Annotated in this window: 22 protein-coding genes; 4 read left to right on the forward strand and 18 right to left on the reverse strand. The window is 36.4% G+C overall.

Annotated elements, in window-relative coordinates; all coding sequences use genetic code 11:
- Window positions 1-5: 5 nt before the first annotated feature.
- The 11 genes from murG to panE all read right to left on the reverse strand — a co-directional run bounded on the left by murG (window position 6) and on the right by panE (window position 14,854).
- A complete protein-coding gene (murG, locus tag ACHZK0_RS18900; protein WP_395760804.1) occupies window positions 6-1,100 on the reverse strand; it encodes an undecaprenyldiphospho-muramoylpentapeptide beta-N-acetylglucosaminyltransferase in 1,095 nt (364 codons plus the stop codon).
- Window positions 1,101-1,204: 104 nt separating this feature from the next.
- On the reverse strand, window positions 1,205-2,296 hold the full coding sequence (gene spoVE / locus ACHZK0_RS18905; protein ID WP_000753515.1) for a stage V sporulation protein E: 1,092 nt from the start codon (window positions 2,294-2,296) through the stop codon (window positions 1,205-1,207).
- 89 nt (window positions 2,297-2,385) lie between these two features.
- Window positions 2,386-3,738 (reverse strand): UDP-N-acetylmuramoyl-L-alanine--D-glutamate ligase, encoded by a 1,353-nt coding sequence (gene murD, locus ACHZK0_RS18910; protein WP_270606033.1) that lies wholly within the window; start codon window positions 3,736-3,738, stop codon window positions 2,386-2,388.
- The gene (gene mraY / locus ACHZK0_RS18915) at window positions 3,739-4,713 is read right to left on the reverse strand and encodes a phospho-N-acetylmuramoyl-pentapeptide-transferase (RefSeq protein WP_000893058.1); all 975 of its coding nucleotides are present in this window, start codon (window positions 4,711-4,713) and stop codon (window positions 3,739-3,741) included.
- Window positions 4,714-4,735: 22 nt separating this feature from the next.
- Entirely contained in the window at window positions 4,736-6,211 is a 1,476-nt protein-coding gene (gene murE / locus ACHZK0_RS18920; RefSeq protein ID WP_270340227.1) for a UDP-N-acetylmuramoyl-L-alanyl-D-glutamate--2,6-diaminopimelate ligase, read from the reverse strand.
- Window positions 6,212-6,418: 207 nt separating this feature from the next.
- Entirely contained in the window at window positions 6,419-8,335 is a 1,917-nt protein-coding gene (locus tag ACHZK0_RS18925; protein WP_061678249.1) for a stage V sporulation protein D, read from the reverse strand.
- An 81-nt stretch (window positions 8,336-8,416) separates the two neighbouring features.
- On the reverse strand, window positions 8,417-10,516 hold the full coding sequence (locus ACHZK0_RS18930; RefSeq protein WP_262740441.1) for a penicillin-binding protein: 2,100 nt from the start codon (window positions 10,514-10,516) through the stop codon (window positions 8,417-8,419).
- A 72-nt stretch (window positions 10,517-10,588) separates the two neighbouring features.
- Window positions 10,589-10,951 (reverse strand): cell division protein FtsL, encoded by a 363-nt coding sequence (gene ftsL / locus ACHZK0_RS18935; RefSeq protein WP_000067082.1) that lies wholly within the window; start codon window positions 10,949-10,951, stop codon window positions 10,589-10,591.
- A gap of 15 nt (window positions 10,952-10,966) precedes the next feature.
- Window positions 10,967-11,899: a 16S rRNA (cytosine(1402)-N(4))-methyltransferase RsmH gene (rsmH, locus tag ACHZK0_RS18940; protein ID WP_061678251.1), complete on the reverse strand. Its 933-nt coding sequence runs from the start codon at window positions 11,897-11,899 to the stop codon at window positions 10,967-10,969.
- Window positions 11,900-12,267: 368 nt separating this feature from the next.
- Window positions 12,268-13,884 carry a bacillithiol biosynthesis cysteine-adding enzyme BshC gene (gene bshC / locus ACHZK0_RS18945; RefSeq protein WP_262740418.1) on the reverse strand — a complete coding sequence of 539 codons (1,617 nt, stop codon included), beginning with the start codon at window positions 13,882-13,884 and terminating at the stop codon, window positions 12,268-12,270.
- 79 nt (window positions 13,885-13,963) lie between these two features.
- Window positions 13,964-14,854 carry a 2-dehydropantoate 2-reductase gene (panE, locus tag ACHZK0_RS18950; RefSeq protein ID WP_395760805.1) on the reverse strand — a complete coding sequence of 297 codons (891 nt, stop codon included), beginning with the start codon at window positions 14,852-14,854 and terminating at the stop codon, window positions 13,964-13,966.
- Window positions 14,855-15,228: 374 nt separating this feature from the next.
- Here panE and ACHZK0_RS18955 point away from each other — a divergent pair, with 374 nt between their 5' ends.
- Entirely contained in the window at window positions 15,229-15,702 is a 474-nt protein-coding gene (locus tag ACHZK0_RS18955) for an N-acetyltransferase (protein ID WP_000506704.1), read from the forward strand.
- A gap of 34 nt (window positions 15,703-15,736) precedes the next feature.
- On the opposite strand, the gene ACHZK0_RS18960 is transcribed toward ACHZK0_RS18955, so the two are convergent.
- The 3 genes from ACHZK0_RS18960 to ACHZK0_RS18970 all read right to left on the reverse strand — a co-directional run bounded on the left by ACHZK0_RS18960 (window position 15,737) and on the right by ACHZK0_RS18970 (window position 17,107).
- Window positions 15,737-16,243 (reverse strand): RsfA family transcriptional regulator, encoded by a 507-nt coding sequence (locus ACHZK0_RS18960; RefSeq protein WP_242240099.1) that lies wholly within the window; start codon window positions 16,241-16,243, stop codon window positions 15,737-15,739.
- Window positions 16,244-16,371: 128 nt separating this feature from the next.
- Window positions 16,372-16,545: a 50S ribosomal protein L32 gene (rpmF, locus tag ACHZK0_RS18965; RefSeq protein WP_001984764.1), complete on the reverse strand. Its 174-nt coding sequence runs from the start codon at window positions 16,543-16,545 to the stop codon at window positions 16,372-16,374.
- 61 nt (window positions 16,546-16,606) lie between these two features.
- Window positions 16,607-17,107, reverse strand: coding sequence for a YceD family protein (locus ACHZK0_RS18970; protein WP_061678255.1), 501 nt, complete (start codon window positions 17,105-17,107; stop codon window positions 16,607-16,609).
- 153 nt (window positions 17,108-17,260) lie between these two features.
- Here ACHZK0_RS18970 and ACHZK0_RS18975 point away from each other — a divergent pair, with 153 nt between their 5' ends.
- Complete coding sequence (locus tag ACHZK0_RS18975; protein WP_262740442.1) at window positions 17,261-18,502, forward strand: nucleotidyltransferase; 1,242 nt, start codon at window positions 17,261-17,263, stop codon at window positions 18,500-18,502.
- Window positions 18,503-18,527: 25 nt separating this feature from the next.
- On the opposite strand, the gene ACHZK0_RS18980 is transcribed toward ACHZK0_RS18975, so the two are convergent.
- Both ACHZK0_RS18980 and ACHZK0_RS18985 read right to left on the reverse strand, forming a co-directional pair.
- A complete protein-coding gene (locus tag ACHZK0_RS18980) occupies window positions 18,528-19,553 on the reverse strand; it encodes a SepM family pheromone-processing serine protease (RefSeq protein WP_262740420.1) in 1,026 nt (341 codons plus the stop codon).
- Window positions 19,546-20,337 carry a patatin-like phospholipase family protein gene (locus ACHZK0_RS18985; protein ID WP_061678258.1) on the reverse strand — a complete coding sequence of 264 codons (792 nt, stop codon included), beginning with the start codon at window positions 20,335-20,337 and terminating at the stop codon, window positions 19,546-19,548. The genes ACHZK0_RS18980 and ACHZK0_RS18985 overlap by 8 nt, the downstream gene beginning before the upstream one ends.
- A gap of 114 nt (window positions 20,338-20,451) precedes the next feature.
- Between ACHZK0_RS18985 and ylbJ the strand changes: the two genes are divergently transcribed.
- Window positions 20,452-21,681: a sporulation integral membrane protein YlbJ gene (gene ylbJ, locus ACHZK0_RS18990; RefSeq protein WP_270340212.1), complete on the forward strand. Its 1,230-nt coding sequence runs from the start codon at window positions 20,452-20,454 to the stop codon at window positions 21,679-21,681.
- Here the strand turns inward: ylbJ and coaD are convergent.
- Both coaD and rsmD read right to left on the reverse strand, forming a co-directional pair.
- Window positions 21,673-22,164, reverse strand: coding sequence for a pantetheine-phosphate adenylyltransferase (coaD, locus tag ACHZK0_RS18995; RefSeq protein WP_000200598.1), 492 nt, complete (start codon window positions 22,162-22,164; stop codon window positions 21,673-21,675). The genes ylbJ and coaD overlap by 9 nt on opposite strands.
- Window positions 22,161-22,727 carry a 16S rRNA (guanine(966)-N(2))-methyltransferase RsmD gene (rsmD, locus tag ACHZK0_RS19000; protein ID WP_001266982.1) on the reverse strand — a complete coding sequence of 189 codons (567 nt, stop codon included), beginning with the start codon at window positions 22,725-22,727 and terminating at the stop codon, window positions 22,161-22,163. The genes coaD and rsmD overlap by 4 nt, the downstream gene beginning before the upstream one ends.
- Before the next feature lie 507 nt (window positions 22,728-23,234).
- On the opposite strand from rsmD, the gene ACHZK0_RS19005 reads away from it, so the two are divergent.
- Entirely contained in the window at window positions 23,235-23,624 is a 390-nt protein-coding gene (locus ACHZK0_RS19005) for a DUF7147 family protein (RefSeq protein ID WP_000616014.1), read from the forward strand.
- The last annotated feature ends 13 nt before the right edge of the window (window positions 23,625-23,637 follow it).

Genomic DNA, 23,637 nt, shown 5'->3' on the forward strand with positions numbered 1-23,637 from the left:
TAACGTTATTTTTTTACAAGCTTATTCATTACTTCATACAGCTTATTTGCTGCATCTGGAATACCTAATTTTGCCGCAGCCAGCTTCATATTTTGTAATGTTTGGGCGTCTAATAAAATTTCATCAATATCACGAATAAGCGTTTCTGCTGTTAAATCTTTTTCAAGTAACATTTTTGCTGCTCCTTTATCGACAACAGAACGCGCATTTTTTTCCTGATGGTTATTTGTTACGTAAGGACTCGGAATTAACACACTTGGCTTGCCTAGCGCTGTTAATTCTGCAAGCGTTGTTGCTCCCGCCCTTGAAACAACAAGATCTACACCTGTAAGTACCTCTGGCATATTATGAATGAAAGGTTTAATAATAACATTATTCGGATTCCCTTTTTGCTTCACAGCTTCCATCACTTTGTCATAATGAACTTCACCGGTTACATACAATATTTCGTAACTTTTATTTCCAAACTGTTCAATTGCCTCTACGAAAGCATCGTTAATCGGTCTAGCCCCACGACTTCCACCAAAAATAAGTACGGACTTTTTAGGAAGAGATAAACCTACTGAACGTTTTCCTTTCATTCCATTCTGATCCATTACTTCTGATGCTCGTGGATTTCCTGTCATTACCACTTTTGGCTGTGGAAAATGTTCTGCAGCCGCTTCAAAACAAACTGCAACTTTATCAACATAGCGGCTTAAAAATTTATTCGTTACACCAGGTACACTATTTTGTTCATGTACAATAGTTGGAATACCTAATTTTGCCGCAGCATATACAACTGGTCCACATACATATCCACCCGTTCCAATCACAATATCCGGATTAAAACGACGAATATATCGTTTACTATCTTGTACACCCTTTAGGAAACGCATCACCGTTTTCACATTATCTAACGATATTTTACGCTTAAATCCACTTATAACAATAGATTGAAACGGTATACCTGCTTTTGGAACGATTGTGCTCTCTAATCCACTCTCCGTACCAATATATAAAAACCTTGCTTCCGGATTTAATTTTTTTATTTCTCTTATTAAAGCAAGAGCCGGATAAATATGACCTCCAGTGCCCCCACCACTTACTAATACACGCACTACTAACTCCTCCGCTTCTCTTTTCTGATTTCAGTCGTATTTATTTCTATATACATCATGTTTCTTCGCGCACATACGAAAAACCCTGTCTTATAAAACAGGGTTTAGTAGCGAGAATGGCGACTTATATTTAATAATACACCTACTGCCATTAACATTAATGTCAAACTTGATCCACCATAACTTAAAAACGGCAAAGTAATACCCGTAACAGGCATCAATCCTGTTACAACACCAACATTAATCATTACTTGAATCGCAATCATCGCCACAATACCTACTGCTAAAAACGTACCATATAAATCTGGCGCTCCTAAAGCTATACGAATCCCACGCCATAATAACAGACTAAATAATAATAACACAAATGAACCACCAATAAAACCTAATTCCTCAGATAAGATTGCAAATATAAAGTCTGTTTGTGGTTCAGGTAAATAAAGAAATTTTTGTCTACTTTGTCCAAGTCCGAGCCCGAATAATCCACCAGGTCCAATTGCGAGTAACGATTGAATAATTTGAAATCCACTTCCAAGCGGATCTGACCACGGATCTAAATATGATGTAATACGTTTCATCCGATACGGTGCGGATGCAATTAGCCCTACAAATCCTGCTACACCAAGCAAACCAAACATTGCAAAGTGAAAGACCCTTGCTCCCGAGACAAATATCATGATGATACATGTCCCAACCATTACCGTTCCTGTCCCAAGATCTGGCTGTAACATAATCATTCCAAAAGCAAGAAATACAAAACCTAGTGCTGGTAGTAAACCACGTTTAAATGAGGTAATTAATTTTTGTCGTTCCGCTAAAAATTTCGCTAAAAAAATAATCATCGCAAACTTCATAAATTCTGACGGTTGAATGGAAAATGCCCCGATTCCAATCCAGCTTCGCGCTCCTCCTCGAACAAGTCCTACTCCAGGAATAAGAACAAGAATAAGAAGAATGAAGCAAACTAGCAAAATTACTTTTGAATACGTACGCCACACCCAATAATCAATTTTCATAATAAAAAACATAGCCACTACACCTAGACTTGCAAATAGCAATTGCCTTTTTGCAAAAAAGAATGAGTCCCCCATTTTATAAGAGGCCCAAACCGCACTCGCACTATACACCATAATCATTCCGATTGTTAACAACGCAAGTGTAACGATGATGAGAATAAAATCAGGCGTTTTCTTCATTACCCATAAACACCACCTCTTTAGGCAGAAACTTTTGCCTATGTAACAAAACATCAGTAGGTGTTAGCCTACTGATGTTTTGATTTACTTTATATAAGTTTATGCACAGCTTGTATAAAAATGTCTCCTCTTTCTTCAAATGTTTTAAATTGATCCCAGCTTGCACATGCTGGAGAAAGAAGGATTACATCGCCATCTGTAGAATGAGCATAAGCTTTCACTACAGCTTCATCTAAAGTATCGACACTTTCAATTGTATCTAATCCCGCTTTTTCTGCAGCTCTTACTAATTTTGGAGCTGTTTGTCCAAATGTCACAATCGCTTTTACATTTTTGAAATACGGAATTAAATCATCGAATTCATTTCCACGATCAAGCCCACCTGCTAATAACACAATCGGTTGTGTAAACGCAGATAAAGCTTTCTCAGTCGCTAACATATTCGTTGCTTTTGAGTCATTATAAACCTTACGATTGTTAATAGTTGTTACATATTCTAAACGATGTTTTACACCTGTAAAACGTTTTAACACCGCCGTAATCGCTTCATTAGAAACACCCAATAATTTTGCGATACTCATCGCTGCTAAAATATTTTCTAAATTATGTTGACCAGGTAAAACGATATCGCCTACTTCAACAACTTTTTCACCTTTAAAATAAAGAGCATTTTCTTTTATACACGCACCATCTTCAAGTTCTTTCGTTGTCGAGAATAGTACTTTTTGCCCTTTACTATAAGCAGATAAAGCCATAACATCTGCATCATCTGCATTTATTACACTATAATCATTTTCTGTTTGGTTTTTAAAAATATTTGCTTTTGCTAAACCATATTCCTTCTTCGTCCCGTGATAATCTAAGTGGGCCTCAAATAAATTTAAAAACGCAGCAATTTTAGGTTGGAACAATTCTACTCCCATCAATTGGAAAGATGAAAGTTCTGTAACTACAACTTCATTTTCTTTTGCATCCTGTGCTACTTCACACGCTACAGTTCCAATGTTCCCTGCAATTACAGGATGCTTTTGTCCTTCTTTTAGCATTTCAAATGTAAGCATTGTCGTCGTCGTTTTACCGTTAGACCCCGTAATCCCAACAAATGGAGCTTCTGAAATACGATATGCTAATTCAACTTCCGTAACAATCGGAATTTGCTTTTCTTTCGCAGCTACTAATATTGGATTAGAATACGGGATCCCTGGATTTTTTACTACAAGAGAAATATTTCTCTCTAACAATTCTAAAGGATGACCACCGCATACAACGTCCATTCCTTTTGCTTGTAATTCTGCAGCAAGTACATTATCCGCTAAAGGCTTTCCGTCATTTACAATAACATTTGCCCCTAATTTTTGTAACAGCGTAGCTGCTGCATAACCACTTTTTGCAATGCCTAATACAAGAATATTTTTATTTTGAAATTCAGTTACAGTTTTCAATTACATCCACACCCCGATATAAATTCCTAACACAGCTAATAAAAATCCTACAGACCAAAACGTCACAACAACACGCCACTCTGACCAACCACATAATTCATAATGATGGTGTAATGGACTCATTTTAAAGACACGTTTTCCTGTTGTTTTAAAAGAAATGACCTGAATAATAACAGATAAAGTTTCCATTACGAATACTCCACCAATGATTACAAGTAGTAATTCTTGTTTTAATAAAATCGCTACAGCTGCAATGGCTCCACCTAAAGCTAAAGAACCTGTATCTCCCATAAACACTTTCGCTGGATTTGCATTGAATACTAAAAATCCAAGTACAGCTCCTACAACTGCCATACAGAATATCGCTACTCCAAATTGCTCTTGTGCGACTGCAATAATACTAAACGCTCCAAATGCAATAGCAGCTGTTCCTGATAATAAACCATCTAAACCGTCAGTTAAGTTAACTGCATTTGATCCACCAATAAGCATAAATAATACAAGTACAAAATACGCCCAACCTAGTTCAAACTTAACGTCTGTCCCCGGAATCATGATGTATGTGTGGAACGCTTGCCCTTTTCCAATTAAAAAGAACGCAATAGCAATAACAAGCTGACCTACTAATTTTTGCTTTGATGTTAAACCAAGATTTCTCTTCTTAACTACCTTTATGTAGTCATCTAAAAATCCAATTAATCCGTAGCCAAATGTCACTAATAATAATAACGAAACCTCTGCACCTAAATGATTAAATTTAATTGCCATAATAAGTGAAGTTACCATCATAGATACATATATGACAATACCACCCATTGTCGGTGTCCCTGATTTTTTTTGATGTGACTTTGGTCCCTCATCACGAATACTCTGTCCGAACTTTAATTTCCTTAAAAATGGAATAAACAATGGCGAAAGGGCAACAGAAATTAAGAATGCTACCCCAGCCGTTACTAATAAACCTTGCTCAAGCACATGTAGTCCTCCTCTCACGTTGTTACTCTTCGTTGTTTAAACGCTCTGTAATTGCTTCTTTAGCGACTTCACGATCGTCAAAATGATGAACGTCTTTACCTATAATTTGATACGTTTCATGACCCTTACCAGCAATAATGATGATATCTTCAGCTTTCGCATTAGCAATTGCATGGTATATCGCTTCTTTTCTATCAATAATTACTTCATAATTATTCCCATTTGCACCCTGCACCATATCATCTAAAATAGCCCCTGGCTCTTCACTTCTTGGGTTATCTGAAGTGTAAATTGCGTGAGTTGCATATTTTGTTGCAACCCTTGCCATGATTGGTCTCTTTGTTCGATCTCTATCTCCGCCACAACCGACGATACAATATACATCGCCTTTTGCAAACTGTTTTGCTGTTTTTAATACATTCTCTAAGCTATCTGGTGTATGTGCATAATCAACAATAACTGTATAATTTTGTCCACCATCAACTACTTCAAAACGTCCTGGAACTCCAGCTAGTTGCTTTATTACATCAATAACCGTTTCTAAACTTACGCCTGAAACAAGTCCTGCCGCTGTTGCCGCTAGTACGTTATATACATTAAATTTCCCAATCAATTTCATCGTAACATTTACACTTTCATACGGTGTTACAAGCGTAAATGTAGTTCCACCACTCGTCATAACGATATCTTTGGCCATAATATCACTTGTTGTATCAATTCCATACGTTACAACAGTCGCCGCAGTACTTCTCATATACTCCGCAGTTACTGCATCATCGTTATTCAGTACCGCGTACTTTTCACGATTATGATAATAACTATTGCCAAGTTGTGCAAATAGCAACCCTTTTGCATGTTTATATTCTTCCATCGTTTTATGATAGTCTAAATGATCTTGTGTTAAATTTGTAAATACTGCTACATCGTAATCACATCCGTGTACACGACCAAGATCTAAAGCATGTGACGAAACTTCCATTACTGTACTATCTACACCGTGCTCAACCATTTTTGAAAATGTTTGTTGAAGTGTTAGTGCATCTGGTGTTGTATTTTTCACCTCAAATGTTTCATCACCGATTTTCATATTAATCGTTCCAATTAACCCCGTTTTATGACCATGTGCGCGCATAATCTCATCCATAATATGCGATGTTGTTGTCTTTCCATTTGTACCTGTAATTCCGATTAAATGTAACTTGTGTGTTGGTTGACCATAAAAATAATCAGCTAAAACCGCTAACGAACGAAAAGTGTTTTTCACAAGTACAACTGGAACGTCAACATCAATTGGTCTTTCCGCAACAATAGCAGCCGCTCCTTGTGCCGCTGCTTGCTTAGCAAAATCATGGCTATCAACCGTATATCCTTTCATACATACAAATAAGCTTCCCTCTTTCACTTTACGTGAATCCGCTTCTATAGATGTGATTTCTGGATTTTCTTTTGGAACAACTGGAAAATCATGCAAACATGATACAAGTGTATGCAACTTCATTTCACTAAACCCTCTCTACATTGTGTATTTATCTCTTTTTTAATAAGCAACACGTTACCTCCTAAATATATAAAATAGGAGGTAAGTGCTACTGTGTCTAATAAATAGACTTATTTATAATTGAAACTCTTACGGTCTCAAATTAAGTAACTCTTCTATAAAGAACTCACTTCCACCAATTGTACCATAAAACGTACTAGGTTACCTTTAATTCCCGAAGTAAATTCTAATTTTTGAGCCCTCTTTCACTTTAGCTCCTGCTTCTGGGGATTGTTTAATAACTTTATCTCCGTCTCCGCTTATATCAAGCTTCAAATCGACGAGTTGCGTCTGTAAATCTTTCTTTTTCATACCAATTAAATTCGGAACTTCCACAGTTGGTATATCGCCCCATTTATATTCTCTCTCAACTTGTTCTGTTCTCGGTTTCACGCCCATAACAGGAAGTGCATCACGAAGAATGTTCCCAACAATTGGCGCTGCTACCACTCCACCAAATTGCGTTACACCTTTCGGATTATCAACAGCAACATAGACAACAATTTCCGGATCATCCGCTGGAGCAAAACCGATAAAAGATACTATATAATTATTCTCTAAATATTTACCATCTTTCACTTTTTGAGCCGTACCTGTTTTTCCACCTACACGATACCCATCAATGAAAGCACCTTTACCAGATCCCTTTGCTACAACATTCTCTAGTGCATACCGAACTTTTTCTGAAGTTTCCTTGGAAATAACTTTTCTTTTTTCCACAGGTGTCTTTTTACTTACAACTTGATTGTTCTTCGGATCAATAAATTCCTTAGCTATATACGGCTGGTACAATGTTCCACCATTTACAGCCGCTGCTACTGCCGCTACTTGTTGAATTGGCGTAACAGAAACACCTTGACCGAATGAAGTTGTCGCTTGCTCGACTGGACCGACTTTATCTAAATTAAATAAAATCCCACTACCTTCACCTTGCAAATCAATTCCGGTTTTCTGTCCAAAGCCGAAATTACGAATATATTTAAACAATCGGTCTTTACCAAGACGATCACCAAGTTCAATAAATCCTGGGTTACATGAGTTTTGAACTACTTCTAAAAACGTTTGGCTACCATGGCCTCCCGCTTTCCAGCATTTCAATCTAGCTCCACCCACTTCAGCTGCTCCATCATCATAAAACGTATCTTTCTCTAAGTCTACTAAATTTTCATTCAAGGCTGCTGCTAACGTAATGATCTTAAATGTTGAACCAGGCTCATACGTACTCCATACTGGTAAATTTCTATTATACACTTCTGGAGAAACACTTTGAAAATCTGCTGGATCAAAGCTCGGCCGACTCGACATACCTAAAATTTCACCATTTTTCGGATTCATTGCAATCGCAATCATACCATCTGGATTATATGTCGACTCTGCAATATTCATTTCTCTTTCCATAATTCTATTAATACGTGCATCAATTGTTAAACCTAAATTCAAACCAGCTTCTGGTTTTTTGAAATCATCACCAACATTAGGCATCCTTTGTCCTTTTGCATCTGCAAAAAAACGCACATGACCGTCATCACCATTTAACTCTTTATCATAATATTTTTCTAGTCCCATAAGACCTTGGTTATCACTACCTGCAAACCCTAATACGTGTGATAAAAAGTTGCCAAATGGATAGTACCGGATCGAGTCCTCTGCGATATAAACACCTTTCAAACTTAATCCTCGTACCTCTTTCGCTTTATCATGTGATATTTTCCTTCCACCTTTATCTAACCTTACAATTGATTCTTTTTTTGTAATTCTTTTATAAATCTCATCTTTTTCCACACCTAATACTGCAGCTAACTTCTCTGCAGTCTCTGCTGGTTTTTCAATTTGCCTCGGTACAACAAAGACAGTTGGGGCACTTTTATTCGTAGCAAGTTCCACACCATTTCGGTCTAAAATTTTACCACGTTCAGGTTCAAAAGTAATATTACGACTCCATGAATCCTTCGCACGATCTGTTAACATATTGCCAAGAAAAAATTGCACATATCCAAGACGAATATCGATGATAGTGAAAATAAGTATACCTGATATAAGTATAAAAATAAGTCGTTTTCTAACCGTTACATTTGATACACGCATATTGGAACAAGCCTCCCTTACGCCTAGCTTGTTCCAATATATGCTTGTACTTATTTAATTAGAACTTCTTCTCTTTTACCATTACGGTTTTTCTGCTTCTTGTTGTGGTTCAAGTGGCGGTACAAGTGTTACACCTAACTCTGTACCAGGTTGCAACAATGTTCCTTCTGCCACACTTTGTTCAGTTACGTATCCGGTACCAGTAGGTTTTAAGTTGAGCTTTAACGTTTTTGCTAAATTCATAACATCACGCAGTGCCCAGCCTTGTATATTTGGCATTGTAGGTTTATCTCCTACTAAGAAGACTCGGTCACCCTTCAATGTTTGCTCAGTCGCTTTCGGCACTTGCTGCTGCACTTTCCCTTCACCTAATACGATTGGACGAAGTTTTGCTTTATCAATAGCTTTTTTCGATTCTTCCATCGTTTTTCCGGTTACATCTGGAACAGCAGTTTGCTGCTCCTTCACATATTTCTTCGGATCTTTCACTTCATTAGGCTTAATCTTTAAATACTCTAAACTATTCTTCGTTACATATTTAAAAATATCAGCTAAAGGTTGTGCGCCACTCTCATCATCTTTCAATTTCGGTCGTTTAACGGCTACATATACAACAAGCTGCGGATCATCCATAGGTGCCATACCTAAGAACGAGAATATATAATTCTCTCTTCCTGTCATATAGCCACCTTTTCCATCCGGAATTTGCGCTGTTCCTGTTTTACCACCAACTGAATAACCATCGACTTTATAAGCAGTTCCTGTTCCTTTCGGCGATGTAACAACGCGTTCTAATAACTGTCTTACTTGCGCTGCTGTTTCTTTTGTAACAGGTTTTCCCACTTCTTCTGGCTTATGTTCTAATTTCACTTCGCCTGTTATTGGATTTACAATTTTATCAACTGTATAAGGTTTCATCATTTTTCCATCATTTGCAATAGCAGTTGCAGCTTGCACAAGCTGAATTGGTGTTACAGTAGAACCTTGTCCAAATGCTGTTGTTACTTGCTGTATTTGCTGATCGAATATAATTGTATTTGAACCTTCACCAGGTAAATCAATGTTCGTTTTTTCATCTAATCCAAAGCTATGAATATACTTTCGGAAACGTTCTGGACCAAGTTTTTGATCCCCTAAAATCGCAAACGCTACGTTTGAAGAGCGCTCTACCCCTTCATCAAATGTGATAGATCCCCATCCAGCGCCGCCGTTATGATCTTTTATTTTTCGGTTTCCGACTTGATATGTACCAGACTGATAATAATCTTGCCCTTTATACACACCTTCATTAATAGCTGCTGCTAGCGTGAATATTTTCATTGTTGATCCAGGTTCAAATGCATTTGCAATTGCGTCATTATAAAAGTACTTATTATTCTCTTGGTTCGGATCATAACTAGGCTTACTAGACATCCCTAGTATTTTCCCTGTTTTTGGATCCGCAACAATCCCTATTAAACTTTCTGGTTCATAATGTTTACTCGCTTCTTTCATTGCGTCTTCTAAATAACTTTGAATACGCTGGTCAAGCGTTAAATATACATTATCTCCATTTTTAGGTGCCTCTACATTCACTTTCCCGCCGTCAAGAGACACACCTTTACGATCGCCTGTATAAGCTACTTTTCCGTTAGAAGCTCCTAAATACTTATCCAAACTCTTTTCTAAACCAAATTGCCCTATAGCAATCCCCTTATCATCAGGTCTTGCATGACCTACGACATAAGATGCGAAATCACCGTTTGGATACACTCTTGCATTTTCAGTAATAAAGGATATGCCGGGCAATTTTAATGCTTCTATTTGTTCCTTCTGTTCTTTCGTCAAGCCCTTGCCTAATTTCCCAAATTCCACTTGACTTCTACCTTCTTTATTTAACGTATCTAAAATCTTCTCTTCACCTTTTCCAAGTACTCCCGCAATTTTCTTTGCAGTATCCTCTTTATCCTTAACCGGATTCGCACCTTTTAATTCCGCTACAAGTTTATAAGAGTTTGCATCTTGCGCTAATACATGACCGTTTTGATCATAAATCGTCCCGCGATTCGCTTCTAGAACTCCTGTTTTACTATGCTTTTGCTTAGCAAGTTCATCCAAATCATGATTATGAACAGATCCTGTTGCTTGTATGTAAAAAAATCGGGCTAACAATAGCAAAAAGAGCAGGAGGAATAAAATCATAAAGTACCCTGCTCCCTTATTGGTATGAAATTTAGTCATAGTTCTCTTCATTTTCCCTTCACACCTATTGCCTTATTTGAGGCCCTTCACATTATTCGCATTAATTTCTAGCCCGTGTTTTTTTGCAACTTCAGAGATTCGTTCATAGCGGCTCAACTTCTCTACTTCAGCCTGTAACTCTTGATTTTCTTTTTGCTGCTGTACAATTTTCTGTTCTATCGTCGCCGCTTCTACATTAACTTGATAAAGGCCTGCTTTATTTCCAATAAACGCTACACAGGCATACAATAAAAAGCCAATAAATGCTACATACAACAGTTTTTCGATTCTTGTAATCTTCGCTTTAGCTTTTGGTTGAACCATCTGCTGTGGGGGCGTTTGAATCTGTACCTCTTCTTGCGCTTGTTGTTTGTACTTTACAGCTAAGTTACTCATACCTCTCTCCCCTTTTTATCGTTTTTCAGCGATTCTCAATTTCGCAGAACGCGCTCGATTATTTTCTTCTAACTCTATATCAGAAGGTAAAATCGGTTTTCTTGTAATAAGCTTTAATTTCGGCTTAAATTCATCAGGAATAATTGGTAATCCTGGCGGCAATTGTGGCGTTGTACTATTTCGCTTAAACGTCGTTTTACAAATACGGTCTTCTAAAGAATGGAATGTTATAACACTAACTCTTCCGCCTGGCTTGACCATCTCAATTGCAGATTCCAACGCTTCTTCAAATACTTTCAATTCATCATTTACGGCAATACGGATTGCTTGGAACACTCGCTTCGCAGGATGTCCACCCGTTCTACGAGCAGGAGCTGGAATACCCTCTTTAATTAGTTCTACTAATTCCGCTGTCGTTTCAATAGCTTTATTCTCACGATATGCTTCAATTTTCCGAGCTATTTGTTTTGAAAATTTCTCTTCACCATACTGGAAGAAAATCCTTACAAGCTGCTCATATGACCAGCTATTTACAACATCATATGCTGTTAAGGGGGCATCTTGATCCATTCGCATATCTAACGGTGCATCATGATGATAACTAAAGCCACGCTCTGGTGTATCTAATTGCGGGGATGAAACACCTAAATCAAATAAAATACCGTCTACTTCTGTTATACCTAATTCCTGTAGTTTTTCAGATAAATAACGGAAATTACTTTTTACTGTTATGAACTGCTCACCGTATGAAGAGAACTTTTCTTTCGCATTTTGAATCGCTATCTCATCTTGATCAAACGCGATTAATTTTCCGCCTTCAGTTAATTGGGATAATAAATAAGAACTATGTCCTCCTCCCCCCAGTGTACAATCTACATATGTACCACCTGGCTTTATATCTAAGCCGTCTACTGTTTCCTTTAAAAGCACTGTTACGTGTTTAAACATTGTTGCACCTACTCTTTTTCCAATTAATTATGTTGAATGCATCTCTTCCCCTAAACGCACATTTCACGATTAGAGAACGAAATACTATGAAAGAACGACTCATTTAACTTGCCTACAAAGGCAGCATACTATACAAATCGCTATTTTCTTTTATTATATACTAAATTTTATCATCTTTTGCGGGAATTTAAATAAAAAACTGTCGAAAAAGATAATAATACGTTTACATTTTGTGCTATTTTGTCATATATTTAAGTATCCTGCATAATTACGATATTCATCGTTTTTAAATTAATAATTCAGAAAAATTTCACTTCACAGTAAATTCAACGGAACAAAAATAAAATCCTGCTCCTAAGAGCAAGATTCTATAGTTTTATAACATGATGTTTTCCATCCCAAGAAAACCGGTTTTCCATTACACGATCAACAAAATCCAAACCGAACTGATTTAAATAGTAACATACATTCCACACACGCTCTTGCGGCGCCCCTAATGGACGAAGCGCAAATTGTATGCGACGGAATTTATTTAACTGCACTTCATGTTTTTTCTCAACATTTCTTTTCAACATTCTTTCCAACAGTTCAATTTGTTCATTAATTTTGAATTCATTTTTCCCTGCAAACGTACTTAATCCAGGATCTATTTTCTTCACAAATTGTTGTAATGAGGTATGAATATCAATTATTTCTTTTTTCGCCTCTACAAATCGATCATCTATCGGTTCCTCTATTTGATTAGATAACCAGTTTTCACGCAGCGTATCTACGTTATTTAAAAACGGATCACTGTCTTGCAATTGTAAATCGTGTAAATCTGTCGCAATATCCCTCTCTATATAAGTGATTGTAATACGCGGAACGACAGGTGGCATTCGGAAACCGATAGTATGGAAGACTTGTTGTAATTCACTCCAGTAAGCTAATTCCCCTGGCCCTCCAATAAACGCGAGCGTAGGAAATACATACTCTTGCATAAGAGGACGCGTTACGACATTATTACTAAAGCGTTCCGGGCTTCTCTCCATCTCTTCCATCAATTCCTCATACGAAAAGGAATACGCTCCATCCTTCCCAACGAACTTTCCTTGATTATCTTCAAGTAACACTCGCTCGTTATCAATTTCCATGAATATATGCACTGCATTATACTTTGTTTCAATAATCGGTTTATATCCTAATTCTTTAATTACTTCCTGTTGGTTATGAAGCCCCTCTTGCACTTCTTTATACTTACCTATAATTTGCTTGAAAAACGGCACTTCTAATTTTCTTAATTCAGGATGATGCGAATCGACAAGAATTAAACCAGAATTCACGAACATTTTCATAATAAGATGGCCAAAGAAATCTACATACGTATTCGATTTCCCCAAAGAATCATCAATAAATTGCAATACATCCTTTGTAAAATTCGTTTCAGGGTATGTTTTGAAAATTTCTTCAATCCACTTTCTACAGTCTTCCAAAGAAAGCTCAGACTCTGAAGCACTCGCTTTTTTCGGATTACGATCATGAAAAATAGTCTTTTTTATTTTTTTATTCTTCGTTACAAAAGTATGGTTAATTTCATCCATATCATGGTCTTCACCAGCAATCCAGAAAACAGGAACAACTTTAACACCTAAACTTTCTTCCTTTTCTCTCGCAAGCTGTAAAACTGAAATGATTTTATGAATTGTATAAAGTGGTCCAGTTAATAACCCAGCTTGTTGTCCAGCTATAACAACATATGTATTTTCATCTCCAAGCGCTTTTACATTTTGAATCGTAGCTTCTCCCGCTTGTAATTTTGTATTATATTCTAATAAATGCGCTACTAAATCTTGGCGGAAAAACTCCCTCTCACGCAAATCATGTACACGCTGTTTAAAAGCATCTTCTGTTAACATATAGTCAAAACACGACTGTATCTCTTTTTTACCGTTCATATAGTCCGCTACAACACCTTGTTGCGGAACAGAGATCTCTTTTATCTCCATATAATTCTTCCTTTCGTATCCTGTTCTCTCACCAATCCACATTGTAGTCAATGTTGCACGTAAAAGCAAAGAATTACACTTATTCTTTTACTTCTAATCCTTTTATTGCATCGAACAAAAATTGAAGTGTCGGAACGGATCGTTGCTGTTTCTTAGCTTCTTCTATCACATATCCAACAATCGCACCAATTTCCGTTTGTCTATTCGCTCTGACATCTGCCAGCATAGATGATGTATTATGAGACGTTCTTTCACATATGCGGCGTACCATTTCCCATACCATTTCTTTTTCTTCTTTAACGAGAAAGACGACTTCCTGAAATACTTGTTCCATCAATCGATAAAAAAAAGGGTTCGTAATCAACTCTCCGTTCTGAACTTGTAATAATGCTGTCAACGGATTAATACATACATTAACTACTAATTTTTTGTGCATAACATTCTTCCAATCATCTTCTATTTGAATCGGAAAATGAGGAAAAGGAAAACAATTAAATATTTTTTCAAACTGCATAGACTTGCCGTGCACGATTCCAAACTTCGTTACACCTATCCCTGTATGATAAACGATATGTTCTTCTTCTTTTTTCGCACCATGCTCTACAATCCCAACCGCAATATTTTCATTCCCGATTTGCTGCATAGCATGAAGATGCGACATTCCATTTTGCAAAAAGATTAATGAGGATTCCCTTCGCACAAAAGGTAGTATGTCAGTTATATGATATTGCTTAACAGCAATAAATATATAGTCTAACTGCTGGTCTATCATACTTTCTACTGGTAAAACAGGCGGGAATACCGTTTCACATTTCCCCTCCCTCATACAAGTTACACCCGTTGCATTCAATTCCTCAGCCTGTTTAGCTGTCCTTGTAAACAACGTAACATCTTGCTTACTTTTTTTTAAATAAAATGCATACAATAAACCGATAGCTCCTGGTCCTACAACTCCGATTTTCATTTTCACACAAGGAACTCGTACGAACACGATACATAAGTCCCTTTTCTCTCCCCCTTTTCATCCCGCAAAAACCTGATTGGTGCGGAATCATAATTAACTACAGGTGAACAAATCCCACCGATTACAGTTTCACTTTATCTTCCTCAATTATATGAATACAGTTTACAATTTTATTGCTCTTTGACAAACAAATGCAAACTCTTCTTCAATATGTATATATTACCTATTCATATGCTTCTACTCTTAGTTTAGCAAATCCTCAAAAAAATAATAAAAGAAATATACTATAATCTTCATAAAAATAAAAAAATGAGTTATAATATTATTATAAATATTTTTACTTTTCTGCATTCAACGAGACAAGAAAAGGATGTGATGTTATGGGATTCCCAAAAGTTGAGCGCTTGCTCATCAATTATAAAACATTAGACGAATTTAAAAAATTTAAAGGTTGCGGAGCTCAAGAACTATCCATGTTAGAAGAATTACAAGCAAATATTATTGAAAATGATAGTGAATCTCCATTTTACGGTATTTATTATGGCGGATCACTAATTGCACGTATGAGTCTATATATGAAACGGAACGGCGGGGAACCATTCGAAATTACAGGTACTTACCTAGAACTCTATAAACTTGAAGTGTTACCAACTTTCCAAAAACAAGGATTTGGAGAAATGCTTGTAAATTATGCGAAGGGGCTACAGTTCCCAATCAAAACGATCGCACGTATCCATTCAGCTGGTTTTTGGGATAAATTAAATTTCCAGCCTGTATCAGTACCCGATGGTGATTTTTATGTTTGGAACCCAGAAACAAATTTGAATACGGTTACAAATGAAGAGTCTGCATAAGAAATAAAAAAACAGCTACATAGCAGCTGTTTTTTTATTTCTTTAACTTTTCTAATTTCCCATTCGAACGAGCACTATTTCTTTCTGCTACCATTACACTTCTTTTTTGATCGATATAATCAAGCAATGTTCTATATTCTTCCTCATATACTGATAATCGCTCCAAAAGACTCTCTCTCTCTGTTTGTAACGAGTCAATTTGCTGTTGCAACACCATTAAGGAGTTTTCATCTTTATAATTTTGCAAGAAATCAATAACATCATTCAATGTAATTGACGTGGGCTCTAATACCTTTGTCTCTTTCACTTCATAATTTTCTACTTTACGTAGTTGCTTCGCTTCTTCGATACGTTCTTTGTATTGCTTCCTAACGTAAGAATTCCATCTAAAGCCACATGCTGCTGGTGTACGAGATAAATGTCTTCCCACTTCTTTAAAGGCAGATAATTGCGTTCCACCTTCTTGAATATGCCGGAGTACTACTTCTGCCAGAAGCAAATCTTCATCATCAGTCCAAGCATCTTGTCTTGTTGTCGCCATCTCTCTAGTCCTCCCTATGCATTTTTTATTAAACATATGCAGTTACTAGAAAAGATAGAATACAACAAATGAAGAATAAGACAAAAAAAATAAACGTAGAAGATACCTTCTACGTTTATTTCCCGCAATTACTTGCTGATTACTTCTTTACCTTTGTAAGTACCGCATGCTTTACATACACGGTGAGCTAATTTCGCTTCACCACAGCTTGGGCACTCTACCATACCAGGTACTGATAATTTGAAATGCGTACGACGCTTTCTTTTTACTGTTTTAGAAGTTCTTCTAAAAGGTACAGCCATTCTTCCCACCTCCTTAAAAGAAATAGTTATTTTCATATGAAGGCCTAAACCAGTCTTCCGATTATTTGTCAAAAAACTTTGCAAGTCCTGCTAATCGTGGATCAACAGTCTTTTCTTTGTTTTCTTCCGAAATCACTTGCCAGTCTTGACCTTGCATCGGTGCTCCACCAGAAACATCATCACTGAAAATTTGCATTGGAATCTCCAAAAGTATATTTTCCTTGATTACGGGCAGTAAGTCAAGTACTTCTCCTTCTAAACAATGAATTTCAGCTTCAGTTTCAAATTCTTCTTGTGAAGTTTGGAACACCTCAGTTGTTTTAATGTCAAATGGTAATGTCACATCTACTAAAGAGCGAGAACATGGTAAAACCATGCTTCCAGTTATATGTAGATGGAACGTAAACTTACCGGAGCCAAAATCAACCCTTCCTGTTACATGAACAGGATTAATTTCACGAATATCTTTCTCGACCTCTTGTAGCTCACTTACATCTACCATCTCATCCAATGTCAATCCTTTATTTCTCAATTTATTCAATTGATGGATGGACCATTTCATATCATATCACCTCAAGGCAACAAACAAAATTATAGCTAGCCATTTTATATTTGTCAATGTTTTTTCTTTACACTATAATGAAGTCATCATAGTAAATAATATATAGAGTATCACGTTTTTCAAAAAGATGCTACATCGAAAGGAGAGATTACCATAAAAGCCAGTGGTATTGTTGTTGAATATAACCCTTTTCATAACGGTCATGATTATCATGTGCAACAAACAAAAAAGTTAACACACGCTGATATTACAATCGCTGTTATGAGTGGCCCTTTTTTACAGCGTGGTGAGCCAGCGCTCCTATCCAAATGGTATCGTACCAAAATGGCCTTATCATGCGGTGTAGACCTTGTTGTAGAGCTTCCATACGCCTTTTCAACACAAAAGGCTGAAACCTTTGCAAATGGTGCTATTTCCATTTTAAACGCCCTACACGTTTCTGAAATTTGTTTCGGTAGTGAAGATGGACAAATCGAAAATTTTCATAACACCATCTCTGTGCAAAAAAATGAAGAAGAGACTTTTAATCGTCTTGTAAAGCAATTTATGAATGCGGGTAACAGTTACGCAAAAGCTACATCTGACGCCTTCCTACACATTTTACCATCCGAAAAAAACATAGACATGTCACAACCGAATAACATATTAGGATTCCAATACATGAAATCAATTTTCTTACAAAATAGTTCTATGCAAGCACAAACGATAAAAAGATTCGCATCTCATTATCATGATGAAACATTTAGCGATCAACATATTGCAAGCGCAACTAGTATTCGCAAGCAACTTTTTAGCGAAAATAGTTCTTTTGCAGAAATTGCACCTTTTATCCCAAAAACGACTGCTTCTCTTTTAGCAAGCTACAAACAAAACTACGGGATATTACATAATTGGGAACAATACTTTTCATTTTTTAAATACAAACTCATGACGATGTCTCCAGAAGACTTACGACATATATATGAAATAGAAGAAGGTTTAGAGCATCGTATTTTATCAAAAATACAAACCAGTTCTTCCTTCCATTCATTCATGGAATCATTAAAAACGAAGCGTTACACGTGGACTAGATTACAAAGAGCTTGTACACACATTTTAACAAATACAACAAAAGAAGAAATACATAGCGCAAATATAGAGCAGCATGCACCGTACATTCGTCTACTAGGCATGTCACAAAAAGGACAAACTTACCTTTCAACAAACAAGAAAAAAATAGAACTTCCCATCCTTACCCATACAAAAACATTTGACCATCCTACTTTACATATAGAGAGAAAAGCCAATTCTGTATATTTCTCCATCATGCAAGAACCATTACGAACACAACTACTAAAACAAGATGCAACACACCATCCAATTCGTTATGATGAATCAACTGCAAAATTTCTATAAAAAAACCTCTCTTTTTCAGAGAGGTTTATTTTTTCTCGCCCATTTTTTCCAAATACAGTAATGCATCATCCAGCGTATCAACTGGCACAACTTTCATTTTTGTTTTAATATCTTTCGCAGCCTCAAGTGCATCTTTATAATTTGATTTCTCCGCACCTTTTTCATTTGGCGCAAAGAACACTTCAGCACCAGCATCACTTGCAGCGACCACTTTTTGCTGAATACCACCAATCGGGCCAATTTCTCCCTTTTCATTAATCGTCCCTGTTCCAGCTATTTCATGCCCTCTTGTTAAATCATCTTCCACAAGTTGATTATATATTTCTAATGTAAACATTAGGCCCGCCGATGGTCCACCTATTTCATGAGAATCAATTTTCACTTTCGGATCTACCACTAATTCTCTTTCCGTAACGATAGAAACCCCTATACCAACGCGTCCATTTCCATTTGGAATGGTCTTTGCATTTAGATCTTCTTTTAACTGTTTTCCATTCCTCTTGTACTCAACATTTACTGTATCTCCTTCTTTTTTCCCTGTCATATATTCAATAAATTGCTCCGTCTTTTCAAATGTTTTTCCGTCGACAGCTACGATAACATCGCCAAGTTTAAGCTTTCCTTCTGACGGCATCCCTTTCGCTACACCAGCAACCAATACACCTTTATTTTCAAAAGAAACAGTACGATTTGCACGTTTATAAGCATTATAGATCGCTGCATTTTGCGAATCTTTCATCGCATAATTTTGGCGAAATTGATATTCTTCATCACTTTCACCTTTTTGCAATATTTCTTCTGCTTTCGAAATATGTGTATATTTATTAAACTGTGCCGCTATTAAATTCACCACATTTGCTGGTCCCATTGAAACCGTAACCAGCATAAAATCACCAGATTCTTTCGTTCCACCCTCCACTTGAACGTAAGGCTCTAATTTGGCCGCCATTCCTGGTTTTGTTACATAATACGGTAAACGTACGTAAACAAGTAACATCGCCAATATAACCCCTATTAAAATTGCATATATAAACCGAAAACGCTTAAACATTATGTTTCTCCTTCCATTGCTCAATTAATAAAAAAATATTTGCAACATGTTTTTCAGCTTCTACTTCTCCAACTCGAATAATGTCTTCAATATTTGTAAAAGCACGTGAACTAAATTGTTCTACAGCTGGTCGCATCATTAAATCCGATGCAATTTGCCGATTCATCACAAGCTCATGTTGCATAATTTCAATACTCTGCATAATTACATCATAAATAGACGTAACCTCTCCATTCACTTTAATCGGGGATACATCAACAGCAATAACAATATCGGCACCTAACTCTTTCACAACCGATACTGGAATGCGATCAATCACTCCGCCATCCACCAATAATCGTCCATCTATTTTTTCTGGTACAAACACTCCAGGTACAGATATGCTAGCTCTCACCGCCTCTGCAACAGGACCACTTGTAAAAACTACTTTTTCCCCCTTCAAGATGTCAGTAGCCACAACAGCCGTCGGGATATCTAACTCTTCTAAATTTTTATTATATGTAAACATTTTAATCATATCTTTGACACGTTTTCCAGCAATAAATCCCATTTTCGGAACCGTAAAATCTAAATAATATTTCCTCTTAAAAACATTTGCCAGTTTATACAGCCTTTCAACGTTTGAGCTAGCTGCATAAAACGTACCTACTAAAGCCCCCATACTGCTTCCTGCAATCATATGAATCGGTATACCATTTTCCCTTAAAACTTTTATAACACCAATATGAGCAAATCCTTTTGCGCCCCCAGACCCAAGAGCTAAGCCAATTTTCGGTTCTTTCATTTTTCTCACCCTTTATTTTTTTTCATTCCTTTTTTCATACTTATGGTCTAAATTCACCACGTATCCACGTATACTGAAATGAACGTTTTTTGGGACAAAGGGGGATTTACTTACATGTATGAAAAATGGAAAACGGCTTTCCTTACCATATCAACATTGTTTTTAACCTTTTCTCTTGTACTCCACCCCCAAGCTGCTTTGCAAGCTTCCATTCGAGGGTTAAATATATGGTGGGAAGTTGTATTCCCTTCACTTTTACCGTTTTTCATCATTGCGGAACTTCTAATTAGTATTGGTGTTGTAAAATTTATAGGTGTTATATTAGAACCACTCATGCGACCACTTTTTCGCGTTCCAGGGATAGGCGGATTTGTCTGGGCAATGGGAATGGCTTCAGGATTCCCTGCTGGCGCCAAATTAAGCGCTAGACTGCGTAAAAGTAATCAGCTAACACAAATCGAAGCAGAGCGCCTCGTATCTTTTACAAACTCATCTAATCCACTATTTATTTTTGGAGCTGTTTCTATCGGTTTTTTCAATAATCCAAAATTAGGAATCGTATTAGCTGCCGCGCATTATTTAAGTAACTTTGCCGTCGGGTTATTGATGCGTTTTTACGGCAATAACAACGTTCCCACGAATGATAAACATACTACTAAAAAACGTCCTTTTCAAAACCCTTTTTCAATCCTACACGAGACACGCATGCAAGAAAAAAGACCAATAGGAAAATTACTTGGGGACGCTATCGTTTCTTCTATTCAAACGTTACTTATGATTGGTGGATTTATTATTTTATTCTCTGTTTTAAATAAAATGATTACTGTATTTCATATTACAGCATCACTTTCTTTTATTATGCAACATATTTTATCATTCTTCCAACTAACTACAGAATTTAGCATTCCGATATTATCAGGCATTTTTGAAATGACACTCGGAAGTCAAATGATTAGTCAAGTAAATGAAACACCCCTCCTGCAGCAAGCTATGGTAACAAGCTTTATTTTAGCATTTAGCGGCCTTTCTATTCAGGCACAAGTTGCTAGCATATTAGCTGAAACAGACATCCGATTTAAGCCCTATTTTTTCGCGCGAATTATTCAAAGTATTCTTGCTCCTATTTTTACTCTTATATTTTGGAAACCATTTTATGAAAAAGTAACCTCTTTTTCACCTATACAAAAAGATATCCCCGTATTTTTACCAAATCATTCTTCTGTATTGCATGAAATTTGGACATCTTTTGTGCACTATGGACCGATATTCACATTATTTTGTTTATATGTATATGTTATCTTATTATTTTTTCGTAGCAACAAAGAAAAACCCCGTTCACTTTAACGGGGTTTGAAACTTTTCTTTTAAAGCACGTTCTACAACCGGAGGTACAAGATCTACTACGCTTCCGCCATATCTCGCAACTTCTTTCACAATGCTCGAGCTTAAAAATGAATACTGATTGTTTGTCATAATAAAAAATGTTTCAATATTTTCATCTAATTTTCGATTCATAGAAGTAATTTGCATCTCATATTCAAAATCAGAAACCGCTCTTAACCCACGTAAAATCGCGTTTGCATTACGCATTTTCGCATACTCCACTAATAGTCCACTATGTGAATCTACCTTTACATTCGGGATATCCTTTGTTGCTTCTCGAATTAAATCTAAGCGCTCTTCAACAGAAAAGAACGGTTTTTTTGACGAGTTGTTTAAAACTACTACGTATACCTCATCAAATACTTTTGCTCCCCTTTTAATAATATCCAGATGCCCAAGGGTAATTGGATCAAAACTTCCCGAAGAAATAGCTATACTAGTCATTCCGTCCCCTCACCTTCATACTTATAAATCGATATTGCTGTAATCCCATAATTTTCAGCTCTTACTTTTACAAGTCTCCCTATAGACTCAGGTAAAACCACATCATTACCATGCTCTGACATAATTAATCCATCTCTATGTAACAATCCATGTTGATCCATCACACTAATTAAAGATACAATTTTTTGATCTTTATATGGAGGATCAATTAATATAAGATCGAATGATATTTCACGTTTTATAAGAGCCTTTACCGCACGTTCTGCATCATTTCGATATACTTCAGCTTGTTCCTGGATTCGACAACTTTCTAAATTTTGATGGATTACCTTTATCGCTTTATTATCTCGATCAACAAAGATTGCTTTATCAATCCCTCTACTTATTGCTTCGATTCCAAGACCACCACTACCGCCAAATAAATCAAGGGCGGTACCGCCATCAAAATAAGGGCCTATCATATTAAAAATTGATTCTTTCACTTTATCTGTTGTTGGACGTGTTGTATTACCTGGCACCGCTTTAAGTGGATGCCCTTTACATTTTCCTGAAACTACTCTCATCTGTTGTCACTACCTTTATTTCAATCTATCGAGCAATTATAGAAAGCCTTTCTCCATTCAGTAACCGCTACCAAACTATACGATTCCATTCATCTTTCAACGAACACTAGAAGAACTTAGCTTAAAATAACCGCTCAGCATTTTTATGTATTCATCTCACTATTCGCTAACACGAACTATTCATTTCACTTTACCTTTTTTATCCTATCATAAAATAAAAAAAAGAAAAATAAAAAGCCAAACATAAAATTTAATTTCATGATGTATATCTTCATTTAGATTGGACATAAATAATTATAACAACATCACCTTCGATGTTGTTGCCAACCGCGGAGAAGACTTACGTTTCCCCATAAGTTCTTCCTCCGGTTTCTCCTCTCCCTTTGCCTTCTTACTAGTACAAGCTAGTATAAGAAGGGCCCTGCTTTGCAGGGTTTTTTTTCTTTGTCTACTTTTCATTTAAAAAGTGAGATGGTACAGTAAGTAAAAGAAAGAGGAGGAAAAAATATGATTCAACGCTTTATAGAACTCGGAGAAGGCTACTCTGATTTATATGAATTACTTGAAATTGCCAAATCAAATCAAGAACGTATAACACATATGTTACAATTTGAAACGATTAAAAATGAAAAAAAAGTGTGCTCACTTGTTGTAATATTAAAACCGACTACTACTGGTGATTTCCAGCCATTATACATATGTCGCGAAGGCATTCCTGTACTTGAAAATAAAAAGAGTAAACGCGTCATTTTATTTGAAGAAACAGCAGAACAACTAGGAAAAAAAGTGACTACCTTTACGGTAAAGCCATCCACAACTTTCCCAGAAAAAGAACTGTTCTTCAATCATTTAATTGGTATTTTACGAATGAATAATTTCATTCCTCCAATGAAATAACAATTTATTTCAA

The sequence above is a fragment of the Bacillus sp. 3G2 genome (assembly GCF_044324725.1).
In the GTDB taxonomy this organism is placed as follows: Bacteria; Bacillota; Bacilli; order Bacillales; family Bacillaceae_G; genus Bacillus_A; species Bacillus_A mobilis.

Bases quoted from the DNA above. Each gene is read 5' to 3' on its own strand.
- coaD (WP_000200598.1), bottom strand. From the start codon at position 22,164: ATGACTAGTATAGCTATTTCTTCGGGAAGTTTTGATCCAATTACCCTT.
- ACHZK0_RS18955 (WP_000506704.1), top strand. From the start codon at position 15,229: ATGGGATTCCCAAAAGTTGAGCGCTTGCTCATCAATTATAAAACATTA.
- murE (WP_270340227.1), bottom strand. From the start codon at position 6,211: ATGAAGTTGCATACACTTGTATCATGTTTGCATGATTTTCCAGTTGTT.
- rsmH (WP_061678251.1), bottom strand. From the start codon at position 11,899: ATGTTTAAACACGTAACAGTGCTTTTAAAGGAAACAGTAGACGGCTTA.
- bshC (WP_262740418.1), bottom strand. From the start codon at position 13,884: ATGGAGATAAAAGAGATCTCTGTTCCGCAACAAGGTGTTGTAGCGGAC.
- ACHZK0_RS18925 (WP_061678249.1), bottom strand. From the start codon at position 8,335: ATGCGTGTATCAAATGTAACGGTTAGAAAACGACTTATTTTTATACTT.
- rsmD (WP_001266982.1), bottom strand. From the start codon at position 22,727: ATGAGAGTAGTTTCAGGAAAATGTAAAGGGCATCCACTTAAAGCGGTG.
- rpmF (WP_001984764.1), bottom strand. From the start codon at position 16,545: ATGGCTGTACCTTTTAGAAGAACTTCTAAAACAGTAAAAAGAAAGCGT.
- ACHZK0_RS18985 (WP_061678258.1), bottom strand. From the start codon at position 20,337: ATGAAAGAACCGAAAATTGGCTTAGCTCTTGGGTCTGGGGGCGCAAAA.
- ACHZK0_RS18970 (WP_061678255.1), bottom strand. From the start codon at position 17,107: ATGAAATGGTCCATCCATCAATTGAATAAATTGAGAAATAAAGGATTG.
- ACHZK0_RS18960 (WP_242240099.1), bottom strand. From the start codon at position 16,243: ATGGCGACAACAAGACAAGATGCTTGGACTGATGATGAAGATTTGCTT.
- ACHZK0_RS18980 (WP_262740420.1), bottom strand. From the start codon at position 19,553: ATGTTTAAGCGTTTTCGGTTTATATATGCAATTTTAATAGGGGTTATA.
- ylbJ (WP_270340212.1), top strand. From the start codon at position 20,452: ATGTATGAAAAATGGAAAACGGCTTTCCTTACCATATCAACATTGTTT.
- ACHZK0_RS18930 (WP_262740441.1), bottom strand. From the start codon at position 10,516: ATGATTTTATTCCTCCTGCTCTTTTTGCTATTGTTAGCCCGATTTTTT.
- ACHZK0_RS19005 (WP_000616014.1), top strand. From the start codon at position 23,235: ATGATTCAACGCTTTATAGAACTCGGAGAAGGCTACTCTGATTTATAT.
- ftsL (WP_000067082.1), bottom strand. From the start codon at position 10,951: ATGAGTAACTTAGCTGTAAAGTACAAACAACAAGCGCAAGAAGAGGTA.
- spoVE (WP_000753515.1), bottom strand. From the start codon at position 2,296: ATGAAGAAAACGCCTGATTTTATTCTCATCATCGTTACACTTGCGTTG.